The organism is Haloplanus rubicundus (assembly GCF_003342675.1).
GTDB lineage: Archaea > Halobacteriota > Halobacteria > Halobacteriales > Haloferacaceae > Haloplanus > Haloplanus rubicundus.
This window is the reverse complement of the sequence record NZ_CP031148.1, coordinates 60,122-74,977: the sequence shown is the minus strand read 5'-3', so window position 1 is coordinate 74,977 and position 14,856 is coordinate 60,122. Positions and strand designations below refer to the sequence as shown.

The window sequence follows — 14,856 nt, the reverse complement described above, 5'->3', positions numbered from 1 at the left end:
TCACGCCTCCGACGGTGGGCCGTCCGCCGCCCCGACGGTCGGTCGGCGCCGATCCGACCGACTGGGCGTGCGTGAGATCCGTCGGCCGCCGTCGTCCCGACCGGCCGGTATAACATGATAATTGTTAGCATTCAGCATGTATAACGGTTCGCCCGTCGGTCGAGCGACTCGCGTCGATTCGGGCGCGCCGCCGCCGTCCGGTTTCAGGCGCCGTCGACGAAGTACGCCCCCAGATACCCGCCCAGCGCGCTCAGACCGACGGTGTAGGCGATGGCGACGACACCGATCAGGAGGACGATGAAGAAGCCGCCGAGGCCGACGGCCATCCCGTTCATGCCGGGACCGCCGACGGTGAAGATGCCGAAGATGGCGAACGCGAGGAGGCCGAAGATCAGGAGCGGAATCGACGCGATCAGGCCGGAGAGCGCGCCGACCCTGACGCCGTCGCTCGTGTCGGCGTCGTTCAGGTAGGCGGCGACGCCCCCGCCCAGTACGGGTGAGAACGGCACGAACGAGAACACGACGGTCACGACGGCGCCGATTAGCGCGTGGAGAGTCGAGTCGGAGACCATGCGATCACGGAGTGTCGGACGGGGCAAATACTTTCGGCCCCTTCGACGACGTGGCGCCGAGCGTTCGCCCCCCGTCATCCCTCGGGCACCATCGACAGCGTCCGGGTGTATCGGCGGATGGTGTCGCCGTCGGCGTCCTTGAGGAGGACCTGGAACTGTTTCTCGCCCGTCACGCTCGTCAGTTGGCGCTCGCTGACGTCGAAGTCGAACGGCGGGTCCCGGTCGACGGTGACGCGTTCGCCGCCGCTCATCACGACGACGTGGTCGACCCCCTCGGATTCGGTCAGGTGACAGTGGACGACCGTCTCGCCGCTCGCCGCCGACTGCGTACAGAGCAGGTCGGGGTCGACGTCGGCACCCGCCCCCTCCAGCGACGACTGGAAGTCGAAGACGACGGGCGCCGTCGGCGCGGTGCCGAGGACGACGACGGCCACGAGAAACAGCGCGAGGCCGGCGGTGGGGAGGCGGCGCCCGATCCGCGTGGGCCCGTCGCTCCCCCGCCGCCAGCGAATCCCCAACGGGATGACGAGGAAGTGGTGGACGGGACCGTAGAGGATCAGGAGGAAGCCGTAGCTCATGGGGTAGTGGAGCCACGTCCACGTCGGCTGGTAGGAGAGCAAGAGGTTCGACGCGGACCACAGGAAGAAGCCGAGAAAGACCAGCGCGCCGCTCTTGAGGAACCGCCAACTCAGCGAGTTGGCGTAGTAGACGGACCGCATCGTCCGCCAGGCGTCGCGCAGACTGCCGGCCACCCACGCTCCCGGCGACTGAACGGTGTCCTCGTTCATCGGCCGTCCGTACGAACCGGACCCGGAGGGGCGTTGTGACGAACGTGTTCGGGTGGTTAGCCGGTCACCCGAAGCCGGAGTCGGTCGCAGGCCCGGGCCGCCCGACTCACCCAGAGCGGTGGGGGTGCGGCGCGGACGCTCCGGAGGCTGGGCCGGGCGGTCCAGCACCCGACGAACGCGGTGGCCGTCGCCACGGCGGCGACGGTTCCGGTGAGCAGCGCGTGCCCGGTCACCACGCCGTCGACGCCCCACGCGACGAACGCGACGGCGAGGAAGGCGTTCGAGGTGAAGAAGGCGCGGACCGCCTGCGGTTCGCCGCCGACGCGATGGACGGGTCGGTAGGCGAGGAGAAAGAGCGGCGCGCCGACGACGAGGCTCCCGGCGTAGGCGGCGCCCGCGTCCGGAAGGAGCAGGAGGGCGACGGCGACGGTGCCGACGGCGGACGCCCAGACGGCCCGGCGGGTGCGTTCGAGCGTCGTGACCGCGGGGAGCGTCGCCACGCCCGCCGCGGCGAATTCGTCGCGGTAGACGACAGCCAGCGCCCACGCGTGGGCGGGCGTCCAGACGAACACGAGCGCCGCCATGACGACGGCGGGGGCCGCGAGCGGTCGGACGGCGGTCCACCCGGCGAGAACGGGGAACGACCCCGCGGAGCCACCGAGGACGACGCCGAGCCAGTGGCGCCGCTTCAACAGGACGGTGTAGAGGCCGACGTACGCGGCGACGCCGAGCCACATGTACGCCACCGAGACGGTCGGGAGCGCCGCGAGGCCGACGGCCGTCGCGGCGGCGAGCAGCGAGACGCCGAACGCGAGCGCCGTTCGTGGCGCGAGCGCACCCCGAGCCAGCGGCCGGTCGGCCGTCCGGCCCATCACGGGGTCGATGTCGCGGTCGTAGTAGCAGTTACAGGCCGCGGCGCCGCCGGCCATTCCCAGTCCCGCGAGGACGAACGCGGCGAGGTCGAGGAGTGGGAGTCCGCCCGCCGCGAACGTCGCGCCCGTGCCCGTCAAACACAGGAGCGCGGCGATCCGGGGTTTCGTCAGCGACAGGAGTTCGCGGAGCACGCGCGGTCACCCGACCTGCCAGAGCTGGCTGAGCAGGTACCAGTTGAGCGCCCACATCACGACGAACACCCCGAGGAAGATGGAGGTGAGGATGAAGGTGCCGCGCATGCTCAGGAGGTGGTGAGCGGTGTCGTCGTGGTCCCCGCCGTCCGCGACGGCCGTGGGCCGTTCGACCGGGAGCGACCCCTCGTACCGGTCGCCGCCGAGCAGGGAGCCGACGGCGACGACGACGAACAGCGCGCCCCCGAGGATCGAGACGAGGGCCATCACGCCGAAGATGACGAACAGCGGCCGGGCGGCCGCGAAGCTGAACTCGGTGCCCGGGATGTCCATCACGGATGGATGCCGGCGCGGGATGCCGTAGAGGATGCCGAGATACATCATCATCAGCGACGTGATGCCCATGGCGCCGCCGTAGAGGTAGGGCTGGATCGTCGCGACCGGGCGCGCGATCCACTCGCGGCCGAACACCAGGCGGAGGACGTAGTAGCCGAGCCCCATGAACGCCAGCGTGGTGCCGGTGGCGACGGTGGCGTGGAAGTGGCCGACGGTCGCCAGCGTGTTGTGCCACGTCATGTTGAGCTGCATCTGCCCCATCATGACACCGGTGATGCCGCCGAGGAAGCCAAAGAGGATGATCGACAGAATCGTCGCCGAGAAGCCGGGGTCCTTCCACGGCGCCGACCAGAGCCACCCGAAGGTGCCGCCGCCCTCGCCGCGCTTCCGCCGGCCGACTTCGAGTCCGGCCGGGATGGCGAAGGCGTGGATCATGCTTGCGATGACGGCGCCGTAGGCGGCGTAGGAGGTGTTCCAGACCCGCCACGCGGCGGAGACGCCGGGATCGGACATCAGGTGGTGGGCCGCGCCCATGTTGATGAAGAAGAGATAGAGGACAAAGGCCGACCGGGACACCTTCTCGCTCGCGACTTCGGCGCCGCCGACGACGTGGGTCATGAAGTACCACACCGAGATCATCGCCAGCAGGTTGATCTGCTGGCTGCCGTGGCCGACGATCCAGTACATCTGTCGGTACCACGCGGCGTCGATGTGGGCGAGGACGCCGACCCGCCAGAGGAGCGTCGGGACGTAGGTGATGAGGCCGCCGACGATGGCCTCCGCGGCGACGATGGAGGTGATGAAGGCGCCGAAGGCGACGAGCGGCAGGGTGCCGTCCGGGTTCGCCCGCTTCTCGTGCCAGATGGTGGCGAGGAAGGGCAGCGCGGCCACCAGGGCCCCGGTCAGGAAGGCGACCACGCCGAGGTAGAACCACGGCGAGGAGGGGAGGGGGGCGTAGGAGGTCAGAAGCGGCGCCTGATTCGGCTGTTTCGTCAGCCAGATGGCGACGTTGATCAGCACCGCACCGCCGAGCATCAGCACGTACCCCGCCTTCGCCACCCGCGGGAGCGACAGCCGCCGGCCGAGGATGTACGGCCCGCCCACGTAGAGGACGGCGATTTCCATGAAGATCATCCAGAAGATCAGCAGGTTCCACGCGTGGATGGAGAGGAAGGTGTAGAAGTCCGCGGGCGCCAGCAGGCCGACGAGTTCCCACCGGGTCAAGGCGACGAAGATGGCGAAGACCCCGCCGATCAACAGCGCGACGATGGCCGTCAGGCCGAACAGTTTCACCATGTCCTCGGCGGACCGGTGGATCCGCAACCCGGTCACCGAGCAGTTCCGATACCCCTCGTCGTCGTAGCTGAACGTTCCGAGTCCGAACATCTCAGACCACCTCCACGACGCCTTTCATGCCCAGCGCGAGATGCGGCTGGCAGTAGTACTCGTAGACTCCCTCGCTCTCGAAGGTGTGCTGGAAACTGAACCCGTCGTTCTCGATGGGCTCGTGACCGCTCCAGTCGGTCGGTGCCGACTCGACGAGGACGTTGTGGGTCGGCGACGCCCACTCGAAGGTGACCGTCGTCCCCGGCGAGACGCGGACGACGGCGGGATCGTAGACGTACTCGCCGTCGGGGCCGACGGTCACCGTCACCTCGTCGGCGCCGGTTTCGTCGACCGCCGATCCCTCCCAGTTGCTCGTCGCGCCGCCGCGGGCGTCCCCGGTGAGCCAGCCGTCGTAGGCGGCGTCGGCGGCGCCACCGTCGCCCGATTCGCCGCTCGATCCACCGCCCCCGCTCACCTCCGGCACCGACTCCCGAACCTCGAACGTCGCGTGCATGGTCCGGTGGCCGGTGCCACAGAACTCGTTGCAGACGACGTGGTAGGTGCCGGGGTCGTCGAACTCCATCGGCACCTTCCACTCGTAGCCCGGGAGCATCTGGAGCGAGAGCTGTTTGCTCAGCGTGTCCTCCTGCCGGACCGAGAAGCCGTGTTGCACGTCGTAGGAGCCGAGGTGGAAGACGTACTCCCGCCCCGTCTCCAGCACGGCGGGCAGGCCGTCGAAGGCGTAGCGCATCGCCCCGACGTACACGTCGTCGCCCGGGGGGACGAGTGACCCGTCGAGTTCGCCCGCCTGCGCTTTGTACGCCCCGACCTTCTCCCGGTAGTCGGCGGTGGAGAGTTTCAGCGTCTCACCCACCTGATTCTGCTCGCCGAACTGCATCCACCCGGCCATCCAGCCGAACAGCGTCACCGCCCACGCGCCCGACAGGCCGAGCCAGATGGTCTCGCGCCGGTTCACCTTCTCGTTCCACCAGTCGCCCTCCGGTGACTCTATTGGTGATTTCATTATCCTGGCTTGACGCTCATCAGGTCGATCAGCCCCCAGACGATGTACGAGAGCGTGAAGTACAGCAACGCGGCGCCCGCGAGGAGCCACGGGCTCTCCAACAGCTGTTGGGGCCACGGTTCCGCTGCTCGCTCGCTCGACTCACCCGACTCTGACATACGGGACAGTGCGTGTAGCGAGCGAGTATGTCTACGCGCGAACGTGTTCGGGGACGTTCCCGCGGCCGTAAAATCAGCGCGCGCGTTCGATGACCCGCTTCGCCGCCGTCGCCTTCTCCTTCCAGCCGTAGCCCGCCTCGTAGACGTGGCGTTTCTTCTCGACCAAGGCCTCCGGAGTGGCCTCCTCGAAGCCGCCACGGTCCCACGCACCGCTCTCGCGGAGCCACTCGACGACGTTCTCTTTCGTCTCCGGCCACGAGAGCCCGACCATCTCGTACCACGCGATCATGGCGAAGACGGCGTTGTCGTGACAGCCGGGGACGCTCCCGCGTTCGTACACCGTCTTGATCGGGTCACGAGTGGGAACGGACACCGCCTCGCGGTACTCCTCCGCGGGGAGGAGGCGGAGGCGGTCGTTGGCGTCGTCGACGCGGCCGTCGCGGCGAAGCCGTTCCAGCGCCGCCTGCCGAAGCGGCCCCCACTCCTCGACGGCCTCGGGCACCGCGGCCGCGTCGACGACGCCGCCCGAGAGAACCGACACGACGTCGACGTAGGCGGCCTCCACCTCGGCCCACGGCGTCCCCTCGAACCGGCAGTCGGCGTCGTGGAGGCTGTTGGTCGTCCGGCAGTCGGGACAGGGGTAGTCGAACGTCGGCACTGGTGTCGGGTTGACCGGCGCGAACTTAGGTCGTACGGTTGCGAGAATCCGCTACTCGATGTGGCCTTCGCGCCGCAACTGATCGGCCTCCGACTTCTCGTAGCGCCACGAGATGTCGGCCTTCTCGTCCTGCCAGTCCCACGGTTCGACGAGCACCACGTCGTCCTCGCGGATCCAGATGCGCTTCTGCATCCGGCCGGGGATGCGAGCGGTGCGCTCTTTCCCGTCCGCACAGCGTACCTTCACCCGGTTCGCACCGAGCATGTTCGTTACGACGGCGAACACCTCGTCGTCGTCGGGCATTCGAAGGTCCCTACGCCCGCCGTTTTCGTCCTCGCTCATGGGCGTAAATTCGTCAGCGTGAGGTTTAAAACCGCCGACGTGTCGCCGATGGCGGCGCAGTCGACCGATTACGAGTCCGTCTCGGCCGCCTCCAACTTCGCCCGTCCCGGCGCGATGAGGTCGTCGAGATACGTCGCGAGCGCGCCCTTCGCATCCGCGGGATGCAACTCGCCCGACTCCAGATCCGCCGCCAGCGACTCGTAGTCGTCGTAGGTTAGGTCGCCGCCGTACTCGTCGGGCCGGTCGACGACCACCGTCTCGAACCGCGGGAAGACGTGGTACTCGAAGATCTGGAGGACGGGGTTCTCGCGCTCCTCCCCGTCGTCGGTGGGGTCGGGATCACGGGTCGGCGGGCAGTACGCGCCGTTTACCTTCTCCTCGATATCTTCGGTCGAGTCCTCCATCGAGATTGAGACCCCCTCGCTCGCGGACATCTTCCCGATTCCCGTCTGGAGGTCGGCGATCAGCGGCGTGTGCAGACAGGTCGGCGCTTCCTCACCGATCTTGGGGAGGGTGTCGCGGGCGAGCATGTGGACCTTCCGCTGTTCCATGCCCCCGACCGCGAGGTCGACGTCGAGGTAGACGATGTCGAGCGCCTGCATCAGCGGGTAGACCGCCTGCGAGACGGTGACCGTGTCGCCGCTCTTGATCTCGGCCATCGCCCGCTGGGCACGGGAGATGCTCGTCTCCAGTTCCAGTGCGTGCAGGTCGAGGACGTACTCGCGGTCGAACTGGAATTCGGAGCCGTAGACGAACTCGGTCTTGTCCCCGTCGAGACCGTACGCGAGGAACTGCGCCTTCATGCGCTCGGCCGTCTCGCGAATCTCCTCGAAGGTCCCCTTGTCGTTGAGGTAGGCGTGGACGTCCGCGAGCAGGACCGTCACCTCGAAGCCGGCGTCCTGTAAGTCCATCAGCTTCGTCGCGGTGAGCATGTGACCGATGTGGAGCACGCCCGACGGCTCGTAGCCGACGTACGCGCGCTTCCCGTCCGGGTCGTCGGCCAGCGCTCGCCCCTCCTCCTCGGTGACCACCTCGGTCGCGTTCCGGGTGATCCGCTCGTAGACGTCCATGCACACTGAAAACGGGAGCGTCGAAATATGACTTCTGCTTACGATCCGGGCAGGAGGTCGCCGAGCGCCGCGCCGATGCTCATGGGGACGAACGCGACGACGGCGTTGGCGAGCGCGAGCCACGGCGTCTCCCAATCGACCCGCCCCCACACCGTCAGCAGACAGACGGCGGTCAGAAAGGAGACGCCGATTACGCCGACCAGCCGACGCGGGATCACCCCGAAGATCGGCTTGTGAACCCGCACGTCCTGAATGTCCGCGACGTAGATGATGCCGACGACCATGCCGACGGCGAAACAGAACGTGACGCCGAGCGCGCCGGGGTGACCGGCGAGGAAGACGGCCACCTCCTGTGTCCCGCCCTCGACGGCCATCGGAATCCCGAACAGGAGCGCCCCGAGCAACGCCTCCGCGAGGTCCCCCCGGTCGAAGCCACGGATGACGCGCCCGAACGGGCTGGCGGCGGCGCTGGCTTCCATCGCGACCCGCATCGTCTCCCGAACCTGCTCGCGGGCGGCGTCACTCACGACGAGCGCTTCCAGTTCTTCGAGTTCGTCGAAGAGGTCGCCCATGTCGGCCGACCCGTCGCCGTCCGTCTCGACCGCGTCGTCGTCGGGAGCCCCCGCACTCATGTCTCGACTCTCGCCGTCGGCGAAGGTAAAGCCACACGTCGCCGCTGGGCTCGCGGTCCCGCTCAGTCGCCGCTCTCGGCCCGGTGCTCGCTGATGATCTGATCCACCATCTCCGATTTCTGCTCGCGGGAGCGCTCCTCGGCGCGGCGCTCCCAGTCCTCGATGGCGGCCGCCACCTCGCTCTCGCGGGCGACGGCGAGTTCGTCCACCTCCTGGATCGTCACGTCGCCGGCGGGCGCGACGGGCACGCCGGCCTCGAACAGGGTCTCGTCGGCGATGTCCGAGAGGTTGCCGTCCCGGAGGACGACCCGCGGGTCGGTCTCGACGAGTCGCTGCGCCGTCGACCGGCCCGCGCCGCTCGCGTCTCGGAGGTAGAGCACGTCGCCCGCCGCCAGCCCGTAGGCCTCGTCGGCAGCGTCGATGGCGTCCCGCGTGAACTGTTCGATCACCTTCACCGGCACGAGATCACGCCCCTTCGAGACGTCCGCGAAGTCCGAGTGATCGAGCTTCCAGAGCGTCTTCAGCCGCTCCAGCTTCGACTCCAACTCCTCCGCGCGCTCACGTTCCTGATCGCGCTCGCGCTCCAGCCGCTCGGTCTCCCGCTGGAGCCGATTCACTTCGCGGCGCTCGCGGGCCTCGCGGCGCTCCTCGCGGCGGGCCTCGGACAGTTCCTCCTCGTACTCCGCGATGCGTTCGTCCCGTTCGTCTACCTTCCCTTCGAGTTCGTCGACCTGTGATTCCAGCCGGTCGACCTGCCGTTCGAGCCGTTTGATCCGGCGCTCCTCGGGCGAGAGCTCGCGGGGTTCGTGGGTCGACTCCTCCGTCTCGCCTTCGTCGTCGTCGCGCAGGTCACGGAGGACGGCCTCGACGGAGGCGTCGCCGGAGACGACGCGGTCGATCACCTCGCCGCGGTCGAACCCCGCCGGCACCTTCCGCGTGATGCGCTCGAACTGGTCCTCGAAGGCGTCGAAGGCGAAGAGTGCGGCCGCCATCGCGTCGCGTTCGTGGTCGTTGTCGTAGGTGTGCTCGCGGGTGCGGTGGAGTTTCTCGTCGACTGGCAGATCCGTCTCCGGCTCCCAAGCCGCGGCGTCGAAGCTCCGGCGGAACTTCTCGACCGTCTCGGGCATCGGTTCGACGTCCGCGGCGACGACGACGGGCCGTCCGCGGTCGACCAGCCACTCGATGACCCCCGCCGTGTCCGCGGTGCGGGTGGAGAACACGTCGAGCACCTCGCCGTCGAGGGAGACGACGGCCGCCGCCGTCGTCGTCCCGGGGTCGATGCCGACGAGGACGCGGTCCCGGCGTTTCACCAGCGGTTCGAACTCGATGCCGTCGCGGCGCTCGCGCTCGATTTCGATGCGGGTGTCGCCGGCGCGCTCGCGGGAGACGGGGAGGTCGTCGGGCGACGCCTCGACGGTGAAGGTGGCGTTGGCGTAGCCGCCGTACTTCTCCGTCACCTCGCGCTCGTACTCCAGATTCGCCTCGTCGAGTGCGGATTCGACCTCGCGGGCGCGGGCCTTGACGTTGCCGTGGATGCGTCGAGTGTAGCGGTCCTGACTCCAGCCGCCCTTCCCCGTCGAGCGGCCGCGCGACACCTTCACCGTCGTCGTGTCGGTGAAGGCCGTCACCTCGTGGCCGACGTTCGCGGCGGCGAGGCGGGCCGCGGCCTCCGCCTCTTTCATCGGCTTCTTCCCGTAGGGGACGCCGTGGCGGGAGGCGACCCGCGAGAGGGGTTCCGGCCGCTCGGCGCCGGTCACCTGTACGAGTCGGGTGCTATCGGGGAGCCACCGCAGGAAGCGAACGAGGTCGTCGCGGTCCGTGGCAAGTTCGTAGACGTTGTCCGTGGCGAGCAGCGCCGGCTCCTCGCGCTCCACGAGGCGTCGGAGCTTGCGAAAGGACACCACGTCCCGGTCGAGGTTCTCGCCGTCGTAGGCGACCACCGCGTAGGAGGGGGCGTCCCCGCGCACGTCGCCGCTCTGTACGTCGACGCCGAACACCAGCGCGTCGAGCGCACTCGTCCGGGCGTTCACACCGGCCGTTGGCGGCCACGAAATAAATACTCCACGGCGAGGGGGTTAGAGGAGCAAAACGAGTATCGCGGTCACGCCGGCCGCGAGGCCGACACAGACGACGCTGATCCGCAGGGCGTACCGCTGATCGCCCCGGCGGTTCGTCGGGTCGGTCACGCGACCCCGCCCGCTGCCCTCGGCGCGGAAGTCGTAGCGGCCGAGGAGGGCGAGGCTGACACAGAACGATTCGTAGGCTTGCACTCCGAACTCGAAGGCGAGCGCGAGGGGGCCGAAGACGCCGATCAGTACCAGTCGCGGGACGGCGCCGACGAGGTACGAGCCGACGATGCCGACCGCGACGACCGCCGAGGCGACGGCGTACGCGAGACGGCGGCGGCGTACGCGAGACGGCGGCGGCGCCCACGCCGACCGATATTGCACTGGGCGGGACGGTAGCTCACGATTCGGCGTCGGTCTCGGACGAATCGACGTGTTCGTTCGGCGTATCGGGGTAGTAGAAATCCGATTTGGGATCGCGGTGAGGCGACGCGTTCCTGAGTCGAGCAATTCGGGCCGGCGCGCGGTCACGGACGATGACCACGTCGTAGTCCTCCGCCGCCGCAATCGTTCCGCCGACACTACTCACCTTCGTGACGAGGTGGCCGGCGTTGTCGCTTCCGACGAACACCATGGACACGTCGTCGTACTCGGCGCGTTGCCGGACGCGCGTCGCGATGGTGCCGGGAGACGCGTGCTTCCCGACGGTCACGTGCCGGAAGTTGGCGCTCGGACACAGGTCGGTGACCTGCGTGTGCAGCGTCGCCACCACCGACCGCATCTCGAACGGTTCGTCCGGGTCGAGCCAGTCACGTTCGCGGGCGTACTTGGCGTTCCCCTTGGGGACGACACTCACGGCCAACACGTTCTCGTCGAGCACGTTCGCGAATTCGGTGGCGCGGACGAGTGCTGCCTCGGCGAGCGGCGATCCATCGAACGGGACGAGGAAGGTCATACCCTCCGTCGAACCGCCCCAATTAACTAATTAACGAATATACATTAAAAATTGGCAGTTCTGCCAGTCGTTCGAGAGAGGACACGGCCGCCGCCAGACTGTAGATCACGGCCTAGAGCGTCGTACCCGCAGCCGACTCGTCTCGTCGGCTACGTCTCGATCGTATTTGAGATTTGAGAATTCGGCCGATCACTCGGGATACGGCACGTCCACCGTCTGGCCGTCGCTCGCGACGAAACAGTCGCCGTCGAAGACCGCTCGCGCCTCGCGTTCGAGGCGTTCCCAGCCGCCGGCGTACCGCGAGGAGAGGTGGGTGAGCGCGAGGCGGGAAACGCCGGCGCGGGCGGCCACTTCCCCCGCCTCGCGGGCGGTCGAGTGTCCCGTGTGTCGCGCCCGGTCACGTTCGTCGTCCGCGAACGTCGCGTCGTGGATCAGGAGGTCCGCGTCCGCGGCGGCGTCGACCACCGCGTCGACGGGGCGGGTGTCGCCGGTGTAGACCAGCCGCCGGCCGGGCCGGGGGTCGCCCACCACTTGCTCCGGCTCGATCACCCGGCCGTCGTCGAGTTCGACCGCCTCGCCCTCGTGGAGGCGGCCGAACTTCGGGCCGACGGGGACGCCGAGTTCCTCGGCGTGCGCCCGGTCGAAGCGGCCGGGTCGGTCGTCCTCGACGAGGGCGAAGCCCATCGACCGCGTGCGGTGATCCGTCTCGACGGTCCGCACCTCGAAGTCGTCGTCGGCGTACGCGACGGAGCCAGGGGACACCTCGTGGATGCGGACGGGGAAGCCGGGCTGGTGGCCGCCGGCGTGGACGAGCTGTCGAACGTTCTCGCGCGACCGCGGCGGGACGTGAATCGCCAGCGCGTCCGACCGGTCGTTGAAATCGAGCGACTGGATCAGGCCGGGGATGCCGAGGATGTGGTCGCCGTGGAGATGTGTGACGAAGATGTGGGAGATATCGAAGCCGGTCCCGAAGCGCATCATCTGGCGCTGGGTGCCCTCGCCGCAGTCGAACAGGAGGCGTTCGCCCTCGCGGTTGACGAGGACGGCACTCGGCGCCCGCTGGGTCGTCGGGACGGCCCCGCTGGTGCCGAGAAACGTCACGCGCATCGACATACCTCGGTGTGCGAGCGGGGGCGATAAACGCGTGTCGGTCGACGGGTCGAGCACGCGAGCGAGAGAGCAAGCTTTGTACCCGACGCCCGACTAGAGCCGCCAATGGACGCGCCGCTGTGGACGGAGACGCACGCTCCCGGCCTCGACGACCTGCCGCAGGCGTCGGTCCGGGACCGTCTCGACCGGGCGGTCGACGAACCGATGAACCTCGTCGTGCAGGGGCCGCCCGGGTCGGGCAAGACCGCTGCCGTCCGGGCCCTCGCGGAGCGGGCCCACGAGGACGAGAACGACCTCGTCGAACTCAACGTCGCCGACTTCTTCGACCGGACGAAAAAGGAGATTCGGCAGGACCCCCGGTTCGAGCAGTTCCTCACTGGGCGCTCGCGTATGGCGAAACGCGACATGATCAACCGCGTGCTGAAGGAGTCCGCGAGCTACGCCCCGGTCTCCGGCGACTACAAGACCATCGTCCTCGACAACGCCGAGGCGATCCGCGAGGACTTCCAGCAGGCGCTCCGCCGGGTGATGGAGCGTCACCACCGCACCACGCAGTTCGTGATCGTCACCCGCCAGCCGTCGACGCTCATCGCCCCCGTCCGGTCGCGGTGTTTCCCGGTGCCCGTCCGGGCGCCGACGGCCGACGAAATCGAGGGCGTCCTCGCGCCCATCCTCGACGCCGAGGGCGTCGACTACGACGACGACGGCCTGGAGTTCGTCGCCGGCTACGCCGACGGCGACCTCCGGAAGGCCATCCTCGGCGCCCAGACGACCGCCGTCGAAACCGGCGAAGTGACGATGACGACGGTCCACGAGACGCTGAGCGACGTGGGCTACGGCGACGAGTTCGCGTCGATCCTCGATTCGGCCGAAGCGGGCGAAGTGGCCGACGCCCGCAAGACCGTCGGTACCCTGCTGGACGACGAGGGGTACGACGGCCAGTCGCTCCTGGCCGACCTGCTGGACGCGGCACGCAAGCGCTACGACGGCGAGACGCTCGCCCGACTCCACCGCCTCGCGGGCGAGGTGGACCACGACCTGGTGACCGGGACGGACGACCGCCTCCATCTCACGCACCTGCTGGCGACGTGGGCACAGGGGGCGGACGCGTGATCCGCCCCTCCTTCTCGCTCGCCCCCGGCGCCCGCCGGTTCGCGCTCCCGCCCCTTCTGGCCGCGCTCCCGCTCGCCGTCGTGGCGCCCCCGCTCGGCGCCCTCGCGCTGGCGCTCGGCGGGTTCGTGATCTGGTTCTTCCGCGACCCCGAGCGCAGCCCGCCCCCCAACGGCGTCGTCGCCCCCGCCGACGGCCACGTCTCCGTCGTCCGCGAGGAGGAGGGGCGGATCCGGGTCGGCGTGTTCATGAACGTCACCGACGTCCACGTCCTCCGGGCACCGATGGACGGGTCGGTCGAGACGGTCACCCACCGCCCGGGCGCGCATCGCCCGGCCTTCACCAAGGAGTCCGAGCGCAACGAGCGGGTGGACGTGGCCCTCGACACCCACGACGTGTCGATGATCGCCGGCTGGTTCGCGCGGCGCATCTACCCCTATCTCTCCGGCGGCGACGCGGTGACCCGCGGCGACCGGATCGGCCACATCGCCTTCGGGAGTCGCGCCGACGTACTCTTGCCGGCCGCGTACGACCGCGCCGACCTCCTCGTCGAGGAGGGCGACAGCGTCCGCGCCGGCGAGACGGTCGTGGCGTTGTGACGTGTGTGAGCACCTCATACGGGAGATATGTGGACAACGTTAAATGCGCAGACGACTCTAGTATCAGCAGTATGTCAGACGATTCCACTCGACGACGATTCCTTCGTGCAGCCGGAGTAACTGGCGTCGCCGCGCTCGCCGGATGTAGCGGTGGCGACGGTGGCGACGGCGGGAGCGGCGACACCCGCCTCTCGTGGCACGCCGGCGGCACCGGCGGGACGTACTTCCCGCTCTCCAACGAGTTCAAGTCGGTCGTCGAGGCGAACACGGACTTCACGCTGAACGTCCAGTCGACGGGCGCCAGCGTCGAGAACGTGGGGAATCTCTCCAGCGGCGACGCCGACTTCGCCCTGATCCAGAACGACATCGCGTCCTTCGCGAAAAACGGGACGGGCATCGAGGCGTTCCAGGACAACGCCGTCGACTCCCTGATGGGCGTCGCGACGCTCTACCCCGAAACGATCACCATCGTCACGCTCCAGAACACGGGCATCGAGACGATTTCCGACCTCTCGGGCGCGACGATCAACACCGGTGACCTCGGCTCGGGCACGCAGGTCAACGCCCTCCAGATTCTGGAGGCCGTCGGCATCACGGAGTTCAACGAGCAGAACGCCTCGTTCTCGCAGGCCGCCGACCAGCTTCGGAACGGCGACATCGATGCCGCGTTCGTCGTCGGCGGCTGGCCCGTCGGCGCCATCGAGGACCTCGCGACGACCAACGACGTCAACATCGTCCCCATCGAGGGCGAGAACCGACAGGCGGTCAAGGACGCCGCCTCCTGGTTCGCGGACGACACCATCCCGGCTGGCACGTACACCGGCGTCGACAGCGCCGTCGAGACGGTGGCCGTGCAGGCGATGATCGCCACCCGCTCCGGCGTGGCCGAGTCGACCGTCGAGACGGTCACGGCGGCCATCTTCGACAACGTCGACGAACTCACGATCAAGACCGACTTCATCAGTCGGGACTCGGCCCAGGACGGCATGTCCATCGAACTCCACCCCGGCGCAGCCGCGTACTTCGACGCGTAACGCCGGTCCTGC

17 protein-coding genes are annotated in these 14,856 nt (G+C 68.7%); 3 read left to right on the top strand and 14 right to left on the bottom strand.

Translation table 11 applies throughout. The annotated features are described in order from the left end of the window. Positions 1 to 203: 203 nt before the first annotated feature. The 14 genes from DU484_RS01255 to rnz form a co-directional block, all read right to left on the bottom strand. Complete coding sequence (locus DU484_RS01255; protein ID WP_114604883.1) at positions 204 to 572, bottom strand: DUF5518 domain-containing protein; 369 nt, start codon at positions 570 to 572, stop codon at positions 204 to 206. 74 nt (positions 573 to 646) lie between these two features. Then, the gene (locus DU484_RS01250) at positions 647 to 1,360 is read right to left on the bottom strand and encodes a hypothetical protein (RefSeq protein ID WP_114604882.1); all 714 of its coding nucleotides are present in this window, start codon (positions 1,358 to 1,360) and stop codon (positions 647 to 649) included. Positions 1,361 to 1,416: 56 nt separating this feature from the next. Then, positions 1,417 to 2,424: a protoheme IX farnesyltransferase gene (locus tag DU484_RS01245; RefSeq protein ID WP_114604881.1), complete on the bottom strand. Its 1,008-nt coding sequence runs from the start codon at positions 2,422 to 2,424 to the stop codon at positions 1,417 to 1,419. 6 nt (positions 2,425 to 2,430) lie between these two features. Continuing rightward, complete coding sequence (locus tag DU484_RS01240) at positions 2,431 to 4,146, bottom strand: cytochrome c oxidase subunit I (protein WP_114604880.1); 1,716 nt, start codon at positions 4,144 to 4,146, stop codon at positions 2,431 to 2,433. Position 4,147: 1 nt separating this feature from the next. Beyond that, positions 4,148 to 5,110 carry a halocyanin domain-containing protein gene (locus DU484_RS20220; protein ID WP_262342817.1) on the bottom strand — a complete coding sequence of 321 codons (963 nt, stop codon included), beginning with the start codon at positions 5,108 to 5,110 and terminating at the stop codon, positions 4,148 to 4,150. Further along, positions 5,110 to 5,268: a hypothetical protein gene (locus DU484_RS19840; protein ID WP_187347736.1), complete on the bottom strand. Its 159-nt coding sequence runs from the start codon at positions 5,266 to 5,268 to the stop codon at positions 5,110 to 5,112. Before DU484_RS19840 ends, DU484_RS20220 begins: the two co-directional genes overlap by 1 nt. 73 nt (positions 5,269 to 5,341) lie before the next feature. Further along, on the bottom strand, positions 5,342 to 5,926 hold the full coding sequence (locus DU484_RS01230) for a DUF7474 family protein (protein ID WP_114584408.1): 585 nt from the start codon (positions 5,924 to 5,926) through the stop codon (positions 5,342 to 5,344). Positions 5,927 to 5,977: 51 nt separating this feature from the next. Beyond that, positions 5,978 to 6,268 (bottom strand): translation initiation factor eIF-1A, encoded by a 291-nt coding sequence (eif1A, locus tag DU484_RS01225; protein WP_114584407.1) that lies wholly within the window; start codon positions 6,266 to 6,268, stop codon positions 5,978 to 5,980. 68 nt (positions 6,269 to 6,336) lie between these two features. Continuing rightward, on the bottom strand, positions 6,337 to 7,338 hold the full coding sequence (locus DU484_RS01220) for a tyrosine--tRNA ligase (protein WP_114604879.1): 1,002 nt from the start codon (positions 7,336 to 7,338) through the stop codon (positions 6,337 to 6,339). Between the two features lie 38 nt (positions 7,339 to 7,376). Next, positions 7,377 to 7,970, bottom strand: a complete 594-nt coding sequence (locus tag DU484_RS01215; protein ID WP_114584405.1) for a DUF2391 family protein — start codon at positions 7,968 to 7,970, stop codon at positions 7,377 to 7,379. Between the two features lie 62 nt (positions 7,971 to 8,032). Continuing rightward, entirely contained in the window at positions 8,033 to 10,000 is a 1,968-nt protein-coding gene (locus DU484_RS01210; RefSeq protein WP_114584404.1) for a DUF460 domain-containing protein, read from the bottom strand. Positions 10,001 to 10,045: 45 nt separating this feature from the next. Continuing rightward, positions 10,046 to 10,420 carry a hypothetical protein gene (locus tag DU484_RS01205; RefSeq protein ID WP_114584403.1) on the bottom strand — a complete coding sequence of 125 codons (375 nt, stop codon included), beginning with the start codon at positions 10,418 to 10,420 and terminating at the stop codon, positions 10,046 to 10,048. A 16-nt stretch (positions 10,421 to 10,436) separates the two neighbouring features. Continuing rightward, on the bottom strand, positions 10,437 to 10,991 hold the full coding sequence (locus DU484_RS01200; RefSeq protein WP_114584402.1) for a universal stress protein: 555 nt from the start codon (positions 10,989 to 10,991) through the stop codon (positions 10,437 to 10,439). A gap of 189 nt (positions 10,992 to 11,180) precedes the next feature. Then, positions 11,181 to 12,098, bottom strand: coding sequence for a ribonuclease Z (gene rnz / locus DU484_RS01195; RefSeq protein WP_187347798.1), 918 nt, complete (start codon positions 12,096 to 12,098; stop codon positions 11,181 to 11,183). Between the two features lie 108 nt (positions 12,099 to 12,206). Between rnz and DU484_RS01190 the strand changes: the two genes are divergently transcribed. The 3 genes from DU484_RS01190 (at position 12,207) to DU484_RS01180 (ending at position 14,844) form a co-directional block, all read left to right on the top strand. After that, on the top strand, positions 12,207 to 13,214 hold the full coding sequence (locus DU484_RS01190) for an AAA family ATPase (protein ID WP_114584400.1): 1,008 nt from the start codon (positions 12,207 to 12,209) through the stop codon (positions 13,212 to 13,214). Further along, a complete protein-coding gene (locus tag DU484_RS01185) occupies positions 13,211 to 13,810 on the top strand; it encodes a protein sorting system archaetidylserine decarboxylase (protein ID WP_262342816.1) in 600 nt (199 codons plus the stop codon). Before DU484_RS01190 ends, DU484_RS01185 begins: the two co-directional genes overlap by 4 nt. Before the next feature lie 71 nt (positions 13,811 to 13,881). Further along, positions 13,882 to 14,844, top strand: a complete 963-nt coding sequence (locus tag DU484_RS01180; RefSeq protein ID WP_114604878.1) for a TAXI family TRAP transporter solute-binding subunit — start codon at positions 13,882 to 13,884, stop codon at positions 14,842 to 14,844. The last annotated feature ends 12 nt before the right edge of the window (positions 14,845 to 14,856 follow it).

Coding starts and splice junctions, on each gene's coding strand:
- DU484_RS01255 (WP_114604883.1), bottom strand. CDS start 572: ATGGTCTCCGACTCGACTCTCCACGCGCTAATCGGCGCCGTCGTGACC.
- DU484_RS01250 (WP_114604882.1), bottom strand. CDS start 1,360: ATGAACGAGGACACCGTTCAGTCGCCGGGAGCGTGGGTGGCCGGCAGT.
- DU484_RS01240 (WP_114604880.1), bottom strand. CDS start 4,146: ATGTTCGGACTCGGAACGTTCAGCTACGACGACGAGGGGTATCGGAAC.
- DU484_RS20220 (WP_262342817.1), bottom strand. CDS start 5,110: ATGAAATCACCAATAGAGTCACCGGAGGGCGACTGGTGGAACGAGAAG.
- DU484_RS19840 (WP_187347736.1), bottom strand. CDS start 5,268: ATGTCAGAGTCGGGTGAGTCGAGCGAGCGAGCAGCGGAACCGTGGCCC.
- eif1A (WP_114584407.1), bottom strand. CDS start 6,268: ATGAGCGAGGACGAAAACGGCGGGCGTAGGGACCTTCGAATGCCCGAC.
- DU484_RS01220 (WP_114604879.1), bottom strand. CDS start 7,338: ATGGACGTCTACGAGCGGATCACCCGGAACGCGACCGAGGTGGTCACC.
- DU484_RS01215 (WP_114584405.1), bottom strand. CDS start 7,970: ATGAGTGCGGGGGCTCCCGACGACGACGCGGTCGAGACGGACGGCGAC.
- DU484_RS01200 (WP_114584402.1), bottom strand. CDS start 10,991: ATGACCTTCCTCGTCCCGTTCGATGGATCGCCGCTCGCCGAGGCAGCA.
- rnz (WP_187347798.1), bottom strand. CDS start 12,098: ATGCGCGTGACGTTTCTCGGCACCAGCGGGGCCGTCCCGACGACCCAG.
- DU484_RS01190 (WP_114584400.1), top strand. CDS start 12,207: ATGGACGCGCCGCTGTGGACGGAGACGCACGCTCCCGGCCTCGACGAC.
- DU484_RS01180 (WP_114604878.1), top strand. CDS start 13,882: ATGTCAGACGATTCCACTCGACGACGATTCCTTCGTGCAGCCGGAGTA.